Origin of the sequence: Inquilinus ginsengisoli (assembly GCF_050434925.1) — a bacterium.
GTDB lineage: Bacteria > Pseudomonadota > Alphaproteobacteria > DSM-16000 > Inquilinaceae > Inquilinus > Inquilinus ginsengisoli_B.
This window is the reverse complement of the sequence record NZ_JBNDJK010000001.1, coordinates 3,200,884-3,217,165: the sequence shown is the minus strand read 5'-3', so window position 1 is coordinate 3,217,165 and position 16,282 is coordinate 3,200,884. Positions and strand designations below refer to the sequence as shown.

15 protein-coding genes are annotated in these 16,282 nt (G+C 70.5%); 5 read left to right on the top strand and 10 right to left on the bottom strand.

Annotation, left to right across the window (positions count from 1 at the left end):
* Nucleotides 1–49 precede the first annotated feature (49 nt).
* From QFZ27_RS15310 to parA, 3 genes are all read right to left on the bottom strand, one after another.
* The gene (locus QFZ27_RS15310) at nt 50–403 is read right to left on the bottom strand and encodes an endonuclease domain-containing protein (protein ID WP_429227237.1); all 354 of its coding nucleotides are present in this window, start codon (nt 401–403) and stop codon (nt 50–52) included.
* A 108-nt stretch (nt 404–511) separates the two neighbouring features.
* Complete coding sequence (locus QFZ27_RS15305) at nt 512–1,948, bottom strand: IS1182 family transposase (protein WP_429224230.1); 1,437 nt, start codon at nt 1,946–1,948, stop codon at nt 512–514.
* A 124-nt stretch (nt 1,949–2,072) separates the two neighbouring features.
* Nucleotides 2,073–2,687, bottom strand: coding sequence for a ParA family partition ATPase (parA, locus tag QFZ27_RS15300; protein WP_429227236.1), 615 nt, complete (start codon nt 2,685–2,687; stop codon nt 2,073–2,075).
* 142 nt (nt 2,688–2,829) lie between these two features.
* Here parA and QFZ27_RS15295 point away from each other — a divergent pair, with 142 nt between their 5' ends.
* The 3 genes from QFZ27_RS15295 (at nt 2,830) to QFZ27_RS15285 (ending at nt 6,043) form a co-directional block, all read left to right on the top strand.
* Nucleotides 2,830–3,804, top strand: a complete 975-nt coding sequence (locus QFZ27_RS15295; RefSeq protein WP_429227235.1) for an L-threonylcarbamoyladenylate synthase — start codon at nt 2,830–2,832, stop codon at nt 3,802–3,804.
* A gap of 11 nt (nt 3,805–3,815) precedes the next feature.
* The gene (locus QFZ27_RS15290; RefSeq protein WP_429227234.1) at nt 3,816–5,228 is read left to right on the top strand and encodes an FAD-binding oxidoreductase; all 1,413 of its coding nucleotides are present in this window, start codon (nt 3,816–3,818) and stop codon (nt 5,226–5,228) included.
* Between the two features lie 110 nt (nt 5,229–5,338).
* On the top strand, nt 5,339–6,043 hold the full coding sequence (locus tag QFZ27_RS15285) for a DUF899 family protein (protein WP_429227233.1): 705 nt from the start codon (nt 5,339–5,341) through the stop codon (nt 6,041–6,043).
* 36 nt (nt 6,044–6,079) lie between these two features.
* Here QFZ27_RS15285 and QFZ27_RS15280 read toward each other — a convergent pair whose 3' ends face one another.
* Nucleotides 6,080–6,316: a hypothetical protein gene (locus QFZ27_RS15280; RefSeq protein WP_429227232.1), complete on the bottom strand. Its 237-nt coding sequence runs from the start codon at nt 6,314–6,316 to the stop codon at nt 6,080–6,082.
* Nucleotides 6,317–6,667: 351 nt separating this feature from the next.
* Nucleotides 6,668–7,885: an OpgC family protein gene (locus QFZ27_RS15275; protein ID WP_429227231.1), complete on the bottom strand. Its 1,218-nt coding sequence runs from the start codon at nt 7,883–7,885 to the stop codon at nt 6,668–6,670.
* Nucleotides 7,886–8,005: 120 nt separating this feature from the next.
* On the opposite strand from QFZ27_RS15275, the gene QFZ27_RS15270 reads away from it, so the two are divergent.
* Together QFZ27_RS15270 and QFZ27_RS15265 are read left to right on the top strand one after the other, a co-directional pair.
* On the top strand, nt 8,006–8,926 hold the full coding sequence (locus QFZ27_RS15270) for a dienelactone hydrolase family protein (RefSeq protein ID WP_429232458.1): 921 nt from the start codon (nt 8,006–8,008) through the stop codon (nt 8,924–8,926).
* Complete coding sequence (locus QFZ27_RS15265) at nt 8,923–10,677, top strand: acyl-CoA dehydrogenase (protein WP_429227230.1); 1,755 nt, start codon at nt 8,923–8,925, stop codon at nt 10,675–10,677. The genes QFZ27_RS15270 and QFZ27_RS15265 overlap by 4 nt, the downstream gene beginning before the upstream one ends.
* Before the next feature lie 127 nt (nt 10,678–10,804).
* On the opposite strand, the gene QFZ27_RS15260 is transcribed toward QFZ27_RS15265, so the two are convergent.
* The 5 genes from QFZ27_RS15260 to QFZ27_RS15240 form a co-directional block, all read right to left on the bottom strand.
* A complete protein-coding gene (locus tag QFZ27_RS15260; RefSeq protein ID WP_429227229.1) occupies nt 10,805–11,506 on the bottom strand; it encodes a hypothetical protein in 702 nt (233 codons plus the stop codon).
* A 65-nt stretch (nt 11,507–11,571) separates the two neighbouring features.
* A complete protein-coding gene (locus QFZ27_RS15255) occupies nt 11,572–12,516 on the bottom strand; it encodes an ABC transporter permease (protein ID WP_429227228.1) in 945 nt (314 codons plus the stop codon).
* A gap of 154 nt (nt 12,517–12,670) precedes the next feature.
* Nucleotides 12,671–13,720, bottom strand: a complete 1,050-nt coding sequence (locus QFZ27_RS15250) for an ABC transporter permease (RefSeq protein ID WP_429227227.1) — start codon at nt 13,718–13,720, stop codon at nt 12,671–12,673.
* The gene (locus tag QFZ27_RS15245) at nt 13,710–15,269 is read right to left on the bottom strand and encodes an ABC transporter ATP-binding protein (RefSeq protein WP_429227226.1); all 1,560 of its coding nucleotides are present in this window, start codon (nt 15,267–15,269) and stop codon (nt 13,710–13,712) included. The genes QFZ27_RS15250 and QFZ27_RS15245 overlap by 11 nt, the downstream gene beginning before the upstream one ends.
* Complete coding sequence (locus QFZ27_RS15240) at nt 15,266–16,261, bottom strand: BMP family protein (RefSeq protein ID WP_429227225.1); 996 nt, start codon at nt 16,259–16,261, stop codon at nt 15,266–15,268. The genes QFZ27_RS15245 and QFZ27_RS15240 overlap by 4 nt, the downstream gene beginning before the upstream one ends.
* Between the last annotated feature and the right edge of the window lie 21 nt (nt 16,262–16,282).

Below are 16,282 nucleotides of genomic sequence, written 5' to 3'. Positions count from 1 at the left end.
AAGACGATACGCGTAGCCTCTCCCGCTTGCGGGAGAGGCCGGAACCGCGTCAGCGGTTCCGGGTGAGGGCTTCTTCGATCCGCTGGAGCACGCCTTCAGGATTGGTGAGCACGTCGTCGTTCCAGAATCGCAGCACCAAGAACCCCTCCTTTTCCAGAAAGGCGGTGCGGAATGCATCGCGGCCAGGTTCGTGCTGGCTGCCATCCGCCTCGACGATCAATGCGGCCTCGACACAGCAGAAATCGGCGGTGTAGGGGCCGATCGGGTGCTGGCGCCGGAACTTCGCGCCGCAAAGGGCGCGATTGCGCAGGCGCCGCCACAGCACAGCCTCGGCCAGCGTCGTCTCGCGGCGGAGCCGACGGGCACGATCGCTCTGGGCCGAAGTGCGGTGCCATACCCTCACCCGGAAGTCCTGCGGATTCCCGACCTCTCCCGCAACAGCCCGTGTGAGAAGTGTGGGGATTTGCTTGAGGGGTCAGAGGGGACAGAAGATTTAGGTCGAGTGGGCCAGTCATGGCCCGGCGGGAGTGGGTTGGAGGGCGGCGAGGAGGAGTGGGACGCCGCGGGTGGTGATGGTTCGCTTGAGATTGAAGGCGAGAACCATGAGGGCGAGTTCGGCCTTGGCCTTGCGCCGGCCGCGGAGCAGGAAGCGTGGATAGCCCATCATCCATTTGATGATGCCGAAGGGGTGTTCGACGAGTTCGCGGCGGCGCTGCATCCAGCCGGGATCCTCGACGGCACGGCGGTGCATGGCCTCGCGGGCGTCTTCATGGAAGTGGCGGGTGACCTTGCGCCGTTTGCCCCTGGTGCATTGGACCTTGATGGCACAAGCGGCGCAGGCCGGAGTGGCATAGGTGTTCTTCTGCTCGGGTTGGGAGACCGAGACGAGGGTGAGGATCTCGCCGGCCGGGCAGGTCCAGCAGTCGCGGGCCGGGTCGTAGGTGAAGGCGTCGCGGGAGAACAGATCGGCGTTCTTGGGATTGACGACCGTCTGGCGCGGCACCACGGCGGTGATGCCGGCCTCGGCGCAGGCTTGGCCCTGGGTGCCGTTGGAATAGCCGGTGTCGGCGACCACGGTCAGGGTCTCGACCGCCAGGCTCTCCTTGGCCGCCTGGGCCATCGGCAGGAGCTGGGTCTGATCGTTGCAGTCCCGGGTCAGATCGAAGGCGGCGATCAGGCCGTGTTTGCCGTCGACCGCGCTCTGGGCGTTGTAGGCGACTTGATGGCCATGGCGGGCGGTCTTCATCAAGCGGGCGTCGGGCTCGCTGGTCACGGTCTGACTGAGCCCTGCCCCGGCCAGGGCCTTGGCCTGGGCCTGGACCGTGTCGCGCTTGGCCTGCAGCACCGCCAGGGCCCGGGCCACATCGGTCGGTCCGGCCTCCGTCGCCGCCTCCTGGCGGTCGGCTTCGTCCATCGCCGCCAGATACTCGGCGATCTTGGCGTCCAGCGCCGCCGCCCGCTTCTCCAGCAGCGCCGGCGTCAGCACCTTCTTGCGGCTGGCCACGGCCTCGATCTTGCTGCCGTCGATGGCGACCAGTTCACCGCCATACAGCGATTGCCCGCGGCAGAACTGCATGAAGGCGCGGCACACCCCGGTGATGGCCGCGACATGGTCGCGGCGGAAGTCGGCGATGGTCTTGAAGGCGGGGGTGATCCGGTTGACCAGCCAGTGCACTTCGAGGTTGCGCACGCATTCCCGCTCCAGCCGCCGGCTCGACCGCATCTGATTGAGGTAGCCGTAGATGTACAGCTTCAACAAATCGCCGGGATGGTACGGCGGCCTGCCCGTGCTCTCCGCCTCCACCTTGCCGAACTTCAGATCCCTCAGGTCCAGCGTGGCCACAAACGCGTCGATCACCCGCACCGGATGCTCGGCAGCGACGATCTCGTCCAGGCTCGGTGCCATCAGCAACCGCTGATACCGCGACTCCCCCGTCACATGAACCATCACCGCCACTCCGAATGTCTTGTCGAAGCAGTAGATCACACCGGACCGGCCTCTAGAATCCCCCGCCAGTGGGTTTCCACACGGGCTGGCAAGCGGGAGAGGCTACGCGAAGAGCTGGTCTGGCTTATTGCCGCAGCGCCGCGGCCAGGGCCAAGATCTCCTCCGCCCCCTTCGTGCCCGGCGCGGTCTCGACCAGGGTGCGGCCGGACAGCATCGCCGCGGCGAAGCCGGTGCGGTTGCCGATCCGGGCCGCCAGCACCGGGATGCCGAGCCGGCCGATCTCGACCTCCAGAGCGTCGGCGACCTTCGAGCGCGGCGGCACCCGGTTCAGCACGATCCAGGCCGGCACCTTCTCCTCCGCCGCCAGGTCCAGAGTCGGCTGCGTCGCCCACAGGTCCATCGGGCTGGGCTGGATCGGCACCAGCACCAGCTGCGCCGCCCGCACCGCGATGCGGGCGTCGGAAGCGGCATGCGGCGGGCTGTCGATCAGCACCAGGTCATGCGTCGCCCGGGCGCGGTCGACCGCCGCCGGCACCCGCCAGCCGGTGATCCGCAGATGGGTGAAACCGGGGTCGGCGCCGCGCGCCTCCACCCAGCGGCTGAGGCTGCCCTGCGGGTCGATGTCGACGGTCGCGACCGTGAAGCCGGAGCGGATGAAGGCGGCGGCGAGATGCGCGACCAGCGTGGTCTTGCCCGCCCCGCCCTTCTGCTGCGCCACGGTGATCGTCCGGCCGGCCATTCGCACCCTCCATTTCGTGGAAGTGTCGCGCGGCTCCTGTTGCAGCGCAACATGAGATGTCCGGAGAACGGCCTCGCGGCGGCAGCAGATGGCCGCTCAGCGCATATCGCCCCGGCTGCGGATCGGGTTATAGAACCGGATCATGAGCACCCACGACCCGATCCGGACCGAGATCGTCGACGACGGCCCTGCCGGCATCGCCCGTGCCGCGGCGCTGCTGCGCGAGGGCCAGTTGGTCGCCTTCCCGACCGAGACGGTGTATGGCCTGGGCGGCGACGCCACCAATGACCGCGCCGTGGCCGCGATCTTCGAGGCCAAGCGGCGCCCCAGCTTCAACCCGCTGATCTGCCACCTGGCCGATGCCGGGCAGGCCGAGGATCTGGTGCGGTTCGACGAGCGCGCCCAGCGGGTCGCCGAGACGCTGTGGCCCGGCCCCCTGACCCTGGTGCTGCCGCGGCGCGAGAACGCGCGCGTGTCGCTGCTGGCCTCGGCCGGGCTGGACAGCCTGGCGATCCGGGTGCCGGCGCATCCCGCGGCCCGGCGCCTGCTGGCCGCGGCCGGCCGGCCGGTGGCGGCGCCCAGCGCCAATGTCTCCGGCGCGGTCAGCCCGACCACGCCGCAACACGTGCTGGACGGGCTGTCCGGGCGGGTGTCGCTGGTGGTGGCCGGCGGGCGCTGCGCCGTCGGCCTGGAATCGACCGTGCTGGACCTGACCGGCGAGCGGCCGGTGCTGCTGCGCCCCGGCGGGGTGACGATCGAGGAGCTGACCGCCCTGCTCGGCCCCATCGCCCTGCCGGAGAAGGACCCGGAGCGGCCGGCCTCGCCCGGCCAGCTGGCCAGCCACTATGCGCCGCGGGCGCAAGTGCGGCTGAACGCCGGCGCGATCGGGCTGGACGAGGTGCTGCTGACCTTCGGCCCCGACCTGCGCAGCGGGCCGAAGGTGATGAACCTCAGCGACAAGGGTGACCTGGCCGAGGCCGCCGCCAACCTGTTCGCCATGCTGCGGGCGCTGGACAAGACCGGCGCCGGCACCATCGCCGTGGCGCCGATCCCGGAGACCGGATTGGGCGCGGCGATCAACGACCGGCTGCGCCGCGCCGCGGCCCCACGACCCTAGGGAGCGACCCCATGACCGACGCCGCGCTGCTGGAGGCCCTGACCGCCATCACCGGCCCGCAGGGCGTGCTGCACGAGGCGGCGGATCTGGCGCCCTACCTGAAGGAGTGGCGCAGCAAGTACCAGGGCACGGCCGGCATCGTGGTGCGGCCGGCCTCGACCGCCGAGGTGGCGGCCGTCGTGACGCTGTGCGCCGAACGCGGCGTCGGCGTGGTGCCGCAGGGCGGCAACACCGGCCTGTGCGGCGGCGCCGTGGCCGTGGCCGGGCAGATCCTGCTGGCCACCGACCGGCTGAACCGGATCCGCGAGGTCGATGCCGAGGGCGACCACATGACGGTCGAGGCCGGGGTGATCCTGGCCCAGGTGCAGGCGGCGGCGGAGGCGGCGGACCGGCTGTTCCCGCTGAGCCTGGGCGCCGAGGGCAGCTGCCGCATCGGCGGCAACCTGTCGACCAATGCCGGCGGCACCGCGGTGCTGCGCTACGGCAACGCCCGCGACCTGGTGCTGGGCCTCGAGGTGGTGCTGCCCGACGGCCAAGTCTGGGACGGCCTGCGCGCCCTGCGCAAGGACAATACCGGCTACGACCTGAAGCAGCTGTTCATCGGCGCCGAGGGCACGCTGGGCGTGATCACCGCCGCGGTGCTGAAGCTGTTCCCGCGGCCGCGCAGCGTCGCGGCGGCGCTGGTTGCGGTGCCGGACCCGGCCGCCGCGGTCGTCCTGTTCGGCCGCGCCCGGGCCGAGGCCGGCGGATCGGTCACCGGGGTCGAGCTGATGCCGCGACTGGCGATCGACTTCGCTCTGCGCCATGTCACCGGCGTCGTCGACCCGCTGGCCGAACCGCATCCCTGGTACGTGCTACTGGAGCTGTCGTCCTCCACCGCCGATGCCCCGCTGGCCGAGCAGTTGGAGGCGATCCTGGCCGGCGGGCTGGAAGCCGGGCTGGTGACGGACGCCGCGATCGCGTCGAGCGAGGCGCAGCGCAAGGCGTTCTGGCGGATCCGCGAGGCGATCGTCGAGGGCCAGCGCTTCGAGGGTGGGGCGATCAAGCACGACATCGCCGTGCCGGTGGCGAAGGTGCCGGAGTTCCTGGAGCGGGCGACGGCGCTGGCCGAGGCGATGGTGCCCGGCGTGCGGGTGGTGGGGTTCGGCCATCTCGGCGACGGCAACATCCATTTCAACCTGAACCAGCCGGTGGGCGCCGACCGCGCCGCCTTCATGGCGCGCTGGGAGGAGATCAGCCACCGCGTGCACGACATCGTCGCCACCCTGGACGGGTCGATCAGCGCCGAGCACGGCGTCGGCCTGCTGAAGCGCGACGAGATCGCCGAGCGCAAGCCGGCGGTCGAGATCGAGCTGATGCGCCGGATCAAGCGCGCGATCGACCCGGCCGGGATCATGAATCCGGGCAAGGTGGTCGAGGCCTAGGCGGGTTCGCGAGGGCACCGCCAGCCCGCCGGATCAGTTCCAGAGTCAACCGCTGTCGAATCCGGCCCTGCGCCGACGACAAGATGCGTCAACCCGTGGAGGACCTCCCGATGGACGCGAAGACCCTGACCCCTGCCGCCGAACTGGCGCGTGCCAACCCCGTCCGCATTCCCAATGAGAGCGCCGAATACCGTGCCGCCCGCACCGCCCTGCTGGCCGAGGAGATCGAGCTGCGACGCCGGATCGAGAGCGTCGCCGCCCAGCGCCGCGCTCTGCCGCCCGGCGGCCCGGTGACCGACGCCTACCGCTTCGAGGGGCCGGACGGCCCGACCGACCTGGCCGGACTGTTCGGCGACAAGCAGACGCTGGTGGTCTACAGCTACATGTTCGGGCCGCAGCGCGAGGCCCCCTGCCCAATGTGTACCAACCTGCTCGACGCCTGGGACAGCAACGCCGCCGATATCGGCCAGCGCGCCGCCCTGGCCGTGGTCGCGCGCTCGCCCTTCGCCCGCCTAGCGGCGTGGAAGCGCGAGCGCGGCTGGCGCGACCTGCGCCTGTTCAGCGATCCCGACGGCGCCTATTCGCGCGACTATTTCGCCGTCGGGCCCGACGGGTCGGACCTTCCGGCGCTGCATGTGTTCACCCGGCGCGACGGCACCATCCGGCACTTCTGGGCCGAGGAGATGACCGGCGAGACCGCCGATCCCGGCCAGGACCCGCGCGGCGCCCCCGACCCCTCGCCGCTGTGGATGGTGCTGGACTGCACCCCCGAGGGCCGGGGCACGGACTGGTATCCGAAGCTGAGCTACGACTGAGAGAGCGGCCGGGCCCAGTCGCCCGGCCGCCCCGGCTCACCAGTGGCCCCGGCGGCCCCAGCCGCCGCGGTGGTAGTGGCGATGCCCGCCGTCATCATCGGCGAGAGCGGCGCCGAGGGCGATGCCGCCGACCGCCAGCAGGCCGGCCGCCACCGCGGCGTTGGTGTCCTGCTGCTGCCGCTCGGCCTGGGCCTGGTACGACAGCGGGCCGACGGAATCGCAGGCGTAAGGATCGCCATAGGAGCATTGCTGCGAGGCGTAGTTCAGCTGCATCTCGCTCGGGGTCGGCCCACAGGCCGCCAGGGCAACCAAGACGCCGACGATACCAACCCGCGAGAGTCGAGACCTCAACGAACCGGCAACCATATTCATCTCCACCCGACCAGGTCTTCTCCAGTCGGCACGCCGTTTTCAAATTGAGGCAATTCCAAGGCAATTGTACGGCGAACCCTGGAACTACCCACAGGGCGGCGGCATGACTGTCCAGATCCGGCGCCCCTTCCGCTTCAATACACGAGCAGCGCGGATCATTCCGTCGATCGACCGGTCAGAACAGAGTGACCGGAACGACATCGGCCGGATCCGCCCGCGGCGAACCCGGCCGATAGGGTTCATCCAATCCAGCTACAGCGCCGTGCGCGGGGCCAGGCGCAGTCGGACCATGGCCGGGGCCGGCATCGGCGCGGTCCGGGCCGGGCGGATGCGGAAGGCCGGGGCCGGCTTGGCCGGCAGGTCGCGGCCGCGCTTCCAGGGCTGGCCGTTGAACCAGGCGGCGCCGCGAGCCCAGCCCCACAGCAGCGCGATGCCGCCGAGATTGACCGCGAGATGCGGCAGCAGGCCCTGGCCTGCCTGGTCGAAGACGATGCCGCCGACGAAGGACAGGGCCATGCCGAGCAGGAACACAGACAGCGAGTGTCGGCCCATCACCGCCACCGGCTCGGCCGCGCGTGGGGTGATCAGGTCGGGCACGGCGCGCAGCAGCGACACCACGACATAGGCCAAGGCGAAGAAGTGCAGCAGGCGCAGCGGGCCGTTGTCGGTCTTGCGTGCCAGCGGCTCCAGTATATCGCGCATGCCGGCGAACAGGCCGCCGTCCAGCCGCACCAGCGACAGGGCCAGGGCCGCGCAGAACACCAGGTAGATCAGTGCCACGGTGATGCGGCCGCGCGTCGCCCGCGGCACCTCGAACCAGCCCGCGCCGTAGCCGTAGCCGGCGACGAACAGCACCTGCCAGGCGAACGGATTGAAGAACCAGCCGCGGCCCTCGGCGGTATCGGCCGTCAGGTTCCAGCCATCCGCCACCGCGCCGGTGTAGAGCACGGCCGAGACCGCCACCACCAGCACCGGCGAGATCCGCGCCAGCAGCACCATCGCCGGGATCGCCGCCAGCAGCAGCATGTAGAGCGGCAGGATGTCGAAATAATGCGGCACATAGTGCAGCGACAGCAGCTCGAACAGCGATCCGCCCGGATCCTGGAAGAAGCGGTCGATGCCCAGCCGTGAGATGTAGTTCGGCTCGGCGAAGACCCGGTTCGCTGCGATGATGATGCCGCAGATGACGATGAACAGGCCGATATGGGCGCGGTAGAGCTGCCAGACGCGCTGGACCACCCGGCCGAAACCTGCCAGGAATCCGGCCCGGTCGAAGCTGCGGCCGAACGCCATCGCCGAGGACAGCCCGGCCAGAAAGATGAAGATCTCCGCCGCGTCGCTCAGCCCATATATCCGCGGCGTGAACATTCCGGCAATGTTCCCGGGGACATGGTTTATGAAAATGATGATCAGCGCCAGACCACGGAAGAAATCGATCCGAACGTCCCGCGCCGGCTTCTGTGCGGTCATTTCATCTCTCCGGCTGCATCAGCCCGACGAGGCGATGCATCTGGGGAACGCTTCATTGCGAGCGAGGTTCCATCGAAAACCCAGTCGTGGAACACTGCTGCGCGGAGGGGCGGATTGAGCATGTTTCGCCTGTGCATCGCGATCCTGCTGCTGGCCATCGCACCGGTGCTGGACCGGCCGGCCCAAGCCCAGGGCATGGCGCCGGCCGAGACCGTGATGTTCAAGAGCCTGTCCGGCGAGGTGATCACCGGGCGCCTGTTCCTGCCGCAGGGCGCGGGCCCGTTCCCGGCCGTGGTGGGGCTGCACGGGTCCGGCGGCTATGCCCCGGCACATGACCGCTGGGCCACCCGGCTGACCGCCAGCGGCTATGCCATGTTGCTGGTCGACAGCTACACCCCGCGTGGCTATCGCGAGATCGTCTCGGTCGGCCTGCAGACGATCCCGGTCGAGCTGCGGGTCAAGGATGCTGTGGGTGCCTTAGAGTATCTGCAAACACGTAAGGAAATCAATCCCAAGCAGATCGCCGTGCTGGGCTGGTCCCAGGGTGCCACCACCGCCGTCGCCACCACGGCAACGATGCGGCAGGCGCTGATCGCCAAGACCGCGCCGCATTTCGCCGCGGCGATCGCGCTGTACCCCCGCTGCGACCAGTACATGACCAACACCCAGCCGGTCGGCGACACGCCGCTGCTGGTGCTGATGGGGGCGGCCGACAGCGTGACCCCGGCCGCGGCCTGCGACACGCTGTTCGACGCCTGGCTGTCCAAGGGCGCCGCGGTCAGCCTGATCGTCTATCCCGGCATGCAGCACAATTTCGACTTCACCGCCCCGACCACGGCGATGCTGGACCGGGCCCAGCCGATCGCCGACCCGCCGGCGCTGAGCCCGAGCTGGACCCCGGTCGATGACGCCGAGGTGCGAGCCTTGAGCTTCCTCGACAAGCGGCTGGGGCTTGATCTGGGCGCCGGTTCGGTGAAATCTCCCCTTTACGTAAAGGGAAACCCCGCGCCGTCGTCGGGGAACCAGGGAGTCGTCCGATGACCGCCTATGCCGCGCCGCTCGCCGACATGCGCTTCGTGCTGCGGCATCTGGTCGGGCTCGATCGCATCGCCGCCCTGCCGGGCAAAGGCGAGACGACGCCCGAGCTGGTCGAGGCGGTGCTGGAGGAGGCCGGCCGGCTGGCGGCCGAGGTCATCGCGCCCTTGAACGCCATCGGCGACCGCGAGGGAGCCCGGCTGGAGAACGGCGTGGTGCGCACCGCCCCCGGCTTCCGCGAGGCCTATGCGCAGTACCGCGACGGAGGCTGGAACGCCCTGCCGTTCGAGGCGGAATGGGGCGGCCAGGACCTGCCCTGGGCGGTGGCGATGGCGGTGTCGGAGATGTGGCAGTCGGCCAGCCTGGCCTTCGGCCTGTGCCCGGTGCTGAACCAGGGCGCGGTCGAAGCGCTGCAGGCCCATGGCTCGGACGAGCAGAAGCGGACCTACCTGCCGAAGCTGGTCTCCGGCGTCTGGACCGGCACCATGAACCTGACCGAGCCGCAGGCCGGATCCGATGTCGGCGCGGTGCGGACCAGGGCCGAGCGGCAGGCCGACGGCAGCTACCGCATCACCGGCCAGAAGATCTTCATCACCTATGGCGACCACGACATGGCCGAGAACATCGTCCATCTCGTGCTGGCCCGCACGTCGGACGCGCCGGCCGGGATCAAGGGCATCAGCCTGTTCCTGGTGCCGAAGCTGCTGCCCGATGCCGATGGCAACCCGGGCGAGCGCAACGACCTGCGCTGCGTCAGCCTGGAGCACAAGCTGGGCATCCATGCCAGCCCGACCTGCGTCATGGCCTATGGTGACGCCGGCGGCGCCACCGGCTTCCTGATCGGCCAGGAGAACCGCGGCATCGAGTACATGTTCACGATGATGAACAACGCCCGGCTGACCGTCGGGCTGCAGGGCGTGGCGATCGCCGAGCGCGCCACCCAGGCGGCCGAGGCCTATGCCGCCACCCGGGTCCAGGGCAAGCCGATCGGCGCGGAGAACGGCGCGCCGATCGCGGCCCACCCCGATGTCCGCCGCATGCTGCTGTCCATGCGCAGCCTGACCGAGGCGGCGCGGGCCCTGACCTACAGCGCCGGCGCGGCGCTGGACCTGGCCCGCGGCCACCCCGACCCGATCGAGCGCGCCAAGGCGCAGGCCCGGGTCGACCTGCTGACGCCGGTGGTGAAGGGCTGGAGCACGGATGTCGGCTGCGAGGTCGCCTCGACCGGCATCCAGGTGCATGGCGGCATGGGCTATATCGAGGAGACCGGCGCCGCCCAGTTCCTGCGCGACGCCCGGATCACCCCGATCTACGAGGGCACCAACGGCATCCAGGCCAACGACCTGGCGTTCCGCAAGGTCGCGCGCGACGGCGGCGCGGCGGCGCAGGCGCTGTTCCAGGAGATGGCGCGGACCCAGGCGGAGCTGGCCGCCCATCCGGCGATGGCGCCGATCCGCGACCGGCTGGTGGAGAGCCTGGCGGCGCTGATGGCGGCGACCGACTGGGTGGTCGAGACCGCACCAGAGACCCCAGCCGCCGTCGCCGCCAGCGCGGTGCACTACCTGCGGATGTTCGGCCTGGTGGCCGGCGGCTGGCTGATGGCCCGGGCGGCGCTGGCGGATGAGAGCGATCCCGAGGTGCGAGCAACCAAGCTGGTCCATGCCCGCTTCTTCGCCGAGCAGTTCCTGCCCCAGGCCGCCGCGCTGCTGCTGCCGATCACCGAGGGCTGGAGGAGCGTGGTGGACGGCGCGGCCTGAGCCCCTCCCCCAATGTCGTCATCGCGAGGAGCGCAGCGACGCGGCGATCCAGGGGCCGATGTGGGCGGCCCTGGATTGCTTCGCCTTCGGCTCGCAATGACGGGTGAGAGGACCGGCGAAACTTCGCTCAGGCGTGGATGCCCAGCCGCTGCACCTCCGCCGCGGCGTCGCGCCATTCCTGGGCGTAGTCGACATCCTGGTAGTTCTCGAACCACGGGCCGCCGCGGGTGTAGTGCACGGCCTGCGGCGTGCCCTTGGCCGGCTTCGGGTACCAGCCCTCGAGCCAGTTCCAGCCGGTGTCGAGCGAGCCGATCTGGTCGTCGCTGAGCCACTGGAAGCGGTGCAGGAAGGCGCCGGTCTCGCGGTTCACCACCTCCGGCGTCAGCGTCGCATTGGCCGGGTGGCCGCAGTTGAACAGCATCAGGCTGGACCAGTTCTTGCGCGGATAGGCGGCCTGCGGCTTGCCGTCCATCTTCACCGCCTCCTTCGGCTGATAGTCATGCTGCACGACCATCACCGCGTAGCGGGCCTGGGCCTGGGCGAAGAGGTCGGCGATGTCGCCGAACCACAGGAAGTCGCAGTCGCAGAACACCGCCCAGCCCCGGTATCCGGCCAGCGCCGGCACCAGGAAGCGGCTGAAGGTGAACTCGGTCGAGCCCAGCGTGTCGACCGGCCGGGTGTAGATGCCCTGCGCCCGCAGCTCCGGCAGCTTCAGGGCCGAGACCTCGACCGGCTTCGACGCGTGCTGCAGCACCGAATGACGGCAGACCTGCCACGCGATGTCCTCGCGCGAATCGTAACCGACATAAAGGCGCAGCGTTTCGCTCATTCCCATGCTCCCGATTTGCGACCGGCTCGCAATGTATCTTCCCTAGCATGGGCCGGGGCCACAGTCTAACGCTCGCCCTTCCTGTACGGCACCATCAGCGCCTTCGGCACCGTGGCGCGGCGCGACATGGCGATCAGGGCCAGGATGCTCAGCAGATAGGGCAGCATCAGGAAGATCTGGTACGGCACCACGCCGCCGGCGAGCTGCTGCAGCCGCACCTGGAAGGCGTCGAAGGCGCCGAACAGGAGGGCGCCGAGCAGCGCCTTGCCCGGCCGCCAGGAGGCGAAGACCACCAGCGCGATGCAGACCCAGCCGCGCCCGGCCACCATCTCGAAAAAGAAGGCGTTGAAGGCCGACATGGTGAGGAAGGCGCCGCCGATCGCCATCAGCGCCGACCCGGCCATCACCGCGCCGAGGCGGACCGCGACGACGCTGATGCCCTGCGCCTCGGCGGCCGCCGGGTTCTCGCCGACCGCGCGCAAGGCGAGGCCGAGCGGGGTGCGATGCAGCACCCAGGCGGTAATCGCTACGGCGGCCAGCGCCAGATAGGTCAGCGGCGTCTGCTGGAACAGCACCGGGCCGATCCAGGGCAGGTCGGACAGGCCGGGCAGCGACACCGGCTGGAACGGCTCGATCCGCGGCGGGGTCGAGGCGTTCGGCAGCACCATGCGGTAGGTGAAGTAGGACAGGCTGGTGGCCAAGAGCGTGACGCCGATGCCGGTGACGTGCTGCGACAGGCCGAGCGGCACGGTCAGCAGCGCGTGCAGCAGGCCGAAGGCGGCGCCGACCCCGGCAGCGAAGAGCACGCCGGTCCACAGGTCGCCGCCCTGGTACACCCACATCCAGCCGGCCATGGCGCCGGCGGTGAAGATGCCCTCGATGCCGAGGTTCAGCACCCCGGCGCGCTCGCAGATCAGCTCGCCCAGCGTGCCGAAGACCAGCGGCGTGGCGATGCGCAGCGCTGCCGCCCAGAAGCTGGCGGCCAGCAGGATGTCGAGGATCTCGCTCATGCTTGCCCCACCGGTACCGCCCCCTCACCCTCCCGGCCTTCGGCCAGGCCCCTCCCTCTCCCCGAGGAGAGGGAATCAGTGCGGCTGCCATACACCTCTCCCTGGGGAGAGGTCGAAATCGCACAGCGATTTCGGGTGAGGGGGAATTCTGCGCTCATCGCCACCGCACCCGGTAGCGCAGGACGATGCCGGAGAGCAGCACCGTCAGCAGCGAGGTCGCGACCACCAGGTTGGCGATGTAGCTGGAGACGCCGATCGCCCGGCTCATGCTGTCGGCGCCGACGAAGACCGCGGCCACGAACAGCGCCGCCAGCAGCACGCCGAGCGCATGCAGCTGCGCCAGCATGGCGACGACGATGCCGGCATAGCCGTAGCCGGGCGACAGGTCCTGGGTCAGGTAGCCCTTCAGCCCCGCCACCTCCCCCACCCCGGCCAGGCCGGCGAGGGCGCCGGAGATCAGGCCGACGCGCAGCATCACCCGGCCGACCGGCATGCCGGCGAAGCGCGCCGCGGACGGGTTGGCACCGGTGGCCCGCATCTCGAAGCCCCAGGTGGTGCGTGCCAGCATCAGCCAGACCAGGATCGCGGCGACGACGGCGATGACCAGGCCGGCATGGATGCGGGTGCGCGGGATCAGCTTGGGCAGGGCGGCGGCGTCGAGGATCGGCGCCGATTGCGGCCAGCCCATGCCCATCGGGTCCTTCATCGGCCCTTCCAGCATCATCGACACGAACAGCAGCACGACGAAGTTGAGCAGCAGCGTCGTCACCACCTCGTCGACGCCGAACCGGGTCTTCAGCAGCGTCGGACCCAGCATCCACAGCCCGCCGGCCAGCGCGCCGGCGGCGAGGATCAGCGGCAGCAGCGCCCAGCTTGGCCAGTCAAGCATGCCGGAGCCGAGCGCCGTCGCCGCCAGGGCGCCGAGATAGAGCTGCCCTTCCGCTCCGATGTTCCACAGCTTCGCCCGGAAGGCGACGGTGGCGGCCAGGCCGGTCAGCACCAGCGGCGTGGCGCGGGACAGGGTCTCGGCGATGGCGAAGCGCGAGCCGAAGGCGCCCTGGATCATCACGCCATAGGCGTCGAGCACGGGCGCGCCGGCCCAGAGCAGCGGGATGGCGCAGAGCAGCAGCGCCAGCAAGGCGGCGCCGGCCGAGGCGCCGAGCATCAGCAGCGGCGAGGCGCGCTCGCGCGGTTCAAGCCGCATGCGCCGGCTCCTGCCCCGCCATCATCAGGCCGAGGGCACGGATGGTCAGCTGCTCCGCGGGCCCGGGCTGGGTGAGGCGGCCGTTATGGATCACGGCGATACGATCGGAGAGGGCGAACAGCTCGTCGAGATCCTCCGTGATCAGCAGCACGCCGGCGCCACGGTCGCGCGCGGCCAGCAACCGGCCGTGGATCTCGGCCACCGCGCCGACATCCAGGCCGCGGGTCGGCTGGCAGGCCAGGACCAGGCCGGGCGACCGCTCCAGCACCCGGCCGAGGATCAGCTTCTGGATGTTGCCGCCGGACAGCAGCCGGGTGCGCGCCTCCGGCCCCGGGCAGCGCACATCATAGGCGGCGACCAGCCGGCGCGCCTGGTCGCGCAGGGCGCCGCGGCGCATCAGCCCCCAGCGCTGCGCTTCCGGCCGGCGGTAATCCTCCAGCGCCACGTTCTCCCACACCACCATGTCGCCGACGACGCCGTCGCGGTGGCGGTCCTCCGGGATGCGGCCGACCCCGGCCGCGACCATCGCGGCGGGAGAGCCGACCGGCGCCGGGTGGTCGAACAAGGTGACCCGGCCGGCATCGGGCCGGGCCAGGCCGGAGACCAGCCCGGCCAGCGTCGCCTGGCCGTTGCCGGAGACGCCGGCGATGCCGACCACCTCGCCGCCGCGCAGGTCGAGCGACACGCCGTCGAGCAACGCCCGGCCGTCGGCACCGCGCAAGGTGACGCCATCCAGCGCCAGCACCGGGGCGCCGGGCACGGCTGGGCTTTTGCGCGTTTCCGGGATGGCGCGGCCGACCATGGCCTCGGCCAGGACGGCACGGTCGACCCCGGCGGTCGCCAGCTCCGCCACCACCCGGCCGGCGCGCAGCACCACCACGCGGCGGCTGATCGCCAGCACTTCGGCCAGCTTGTGCGAGATGAAGACGATCGCCAGCCCCTGCCCCGCCAGCCGGCGCAGCACCACGAACAGCCCGTCGGCCTCCTGCGGGGTCAGCACCGCCGTCGGCTCGTCCAGGATCAGGATCCGGGCGTCGCGGTACAGCGCCTTCAGGATCTCGACCCGCTGCCGCTCGCCGACCGAGAGGCTGGAGACCATCGCGTCGAGCGGCACGGCCAGGCCCGAGGCCTCGATCAGCGCCGCCAGCTTCGCCCGCGCCGCGCGCCGCCGCAGCGCCGGGCGCCACAGCGGCTGCGAGCCGAGCACGATGTTGTCGAACACGCTGAGATTGTCGGCCAAAGCGAAGTGCTGGTGCACCATGCCGATGCCGGCGGCCAGCGCCGCCTGGGGCGAGCCCGGGCGCAGCGGCTGCAAGGCGCCGGCCAGCCCCGCCACCTCCACCGTCCCGGCATCGGCGACGTAATGGCCGAACAGGATGCTCATCAGCGTGGTCTTGCCGGCGCCGTTCTCGCCGAGCAGCGCCAGCACCTCGCCGCGGGCGAGGTCGAGGTCGATGCCGTCATTGGCGAGCAGCGCGCCGAAGCGCTTGGTGATGCCGCGCAGGCGCAGGGCCGGCGCGGCATCCGAGGTTTCGGCCGGCGAGATCACAGCGTCGGCTTCGGCTCGCTGTCGTCGACCTTGACCGTGAAGGCGCCGGTCTCGATCTCCTTCTGCCGGGCGGCCACCTTGTCGATGATCGCCTGGTCGACCAGCTTCGGGTCGAGCGGCGCCAGCGTGGCGCCGCCCGCCTTCATGGCGCTGTAGGGACCATAATCCTCGGCCTTGAAGCGGCCCTCGGCCACCGCCTTGAGGGCGCGGTCGATGGTCGGCTCCATGTGCCACAGCGCGCTCGCCACCACCGTGCCGGGATATTCCGACTGGGTGTCGATCACGTTGCCGATGGCCAGGACCTTGCGCTCCTTGGCCGCGTCGGAGACGCCGTAGCGCTCGGCATAGAGCACGTCGGCGCCGGCATCGATCATGGCGAAGGCGGCTTCCTTGGCCTTGGGCGGGTCGTACCAGGAGCCGATGAAGGTGATCGAGAACTTGACCTGCGGGTTGACCTCCAACGCCCCGGCCATGAAGGCGTGCATCAGCCGGTTGACCTCCGGGATCGGATAGCCGCCGACCATGCCGATGGTGTTGGACTTGGTCTTCAGCCCGGCGACCATGCCGGTGAGGTAGGAGGCGTCCTGGATGTAATTGTCGAAGACCGAGAAGTTCGGCTCGGCCGGCGGCAGGCTGGAGCCCATCAGGAAGGCGGTGCCGGGATAATCCTTGGCCACCGCCCGGGCGCCGCGCTCGACCCCGAAGGCCTCGCCGATGATCAGCTTCTTGCCGGCCTCGGCGTATTCGCGCATGACGCGCTCATAATCGGTGTTCGAGGTGTTCTCGGAATAGACGTAGTCGATCTCGCCGCGCTCCTGCGCCGCCTTCAGCGCCTTGTGGATGCGGCTGACCCATTGCTGCTCGACCGGCACCGTGTAGACCGCCGCCACCGCCAGCTTGTCCGCCGCCCGGGCCTGCGGCAGCGCCGCGGCCCCGAGCATCGCCATCGCCACGCCGAGCAGCGCCCGGCGGCTCCAACATCCCAGCATCATGTGCCCCCTTGGTTCTTGATT

Bases quoted from the DNA above. Each gene is read 5' to 3' on its own strand.
- QFZ27_RS15305 (WP_429224230.1), bottom strand. From the start codon at position 1,948: ATGGTTCATGTGACGGGGGAGTCGCGGTATCAGCGGTTGCTGATGGCA.
- parA (WP_429227236.1), bottom strand. From the start codon at position 2,687: ATGGCCGGCCGGACGATCACCGTGGCGCAGCAGAAGGGCGGGGCGGGC.
- QFZ27_RS15295 (WP_429227235.1), top strand. From the start codon at position 2,830: ATGAGCACCCACGACCCGATCCGGACCGAGATCGTCGACGACGGCCCT.
- QFZ27_RS15290 (WP_429227234.1), top strand. From the start codon at position 3,816: ATGACCGACGCCGCGCTGCTGGAGGCCCTGACCGCCATCACCGGCCCG.
- QFZ27_RS15285 (WP_429227233.1), top strand. From the start codon at position 5,339: ATGGACGCGAAGACCCTGACCCCTGCCGCCGAACTGGCGCGTGCCAAC.
- QFZ27_RS15280 (WP_429227232.1), bottom strand. From the start codon at position 6,316: ATGCAGCTGAACTACGCCTCGCAGCAATGCTCCTATGGCGATCCTTAC.
- QFZ27_RS15275 (WP_429227231.1), bottom strand. From the start codon at position 7,885: ATGACCGCACAGAAGCCGGCGCGGGACGTTCGGATCGATTTCTTCCGT.
- QFZ27_RS15270 (WP_429232458.1), top strand. From the start codon at position 8,006: ATGTTTCGCCTGTGCATCGCGATCCTGCTGCTGGCCATCGCACCGGTG.
- QFZ27_RS15265 (WP_429227230.1), top strand. From the start codon at position 8,923: ATGACCGCCTATGCCGCGCCGCTCGCCGACATGCGCTTCGTGCTGCGG.
- QFZ27_RS15260 (WP_429227229.1), bottom strand. From the start codon at position 11,506: ATGAGCGAAACGCTGCGCCTTTATGTCGGTTACGATTCGCGCGAGGAC.
- QFZ27_RS15255 (WP_429227228.1), bottom strand. From the start codon at position 12,516: ATGAGCGAGATCCTCGACATCCTGCTGGCCGCCAGCTTCTGGGCGGCA.
- QFZ27_RS15250 (WP_429227227.1), bottom strand. From the start codon at position 13,720: ATGCGGCTTGAACCGCGCGAGCGCGCCTCGCCGCTGCTGATGCTCGGC.
- QFZ27_RS15240 (WP_429227225.1), bottom strand. From the start codon at position 16,261: ATGATGCTGGGATGTTGGAGCCGCCGGGCGCTGCTCGGCGTGGCGATG.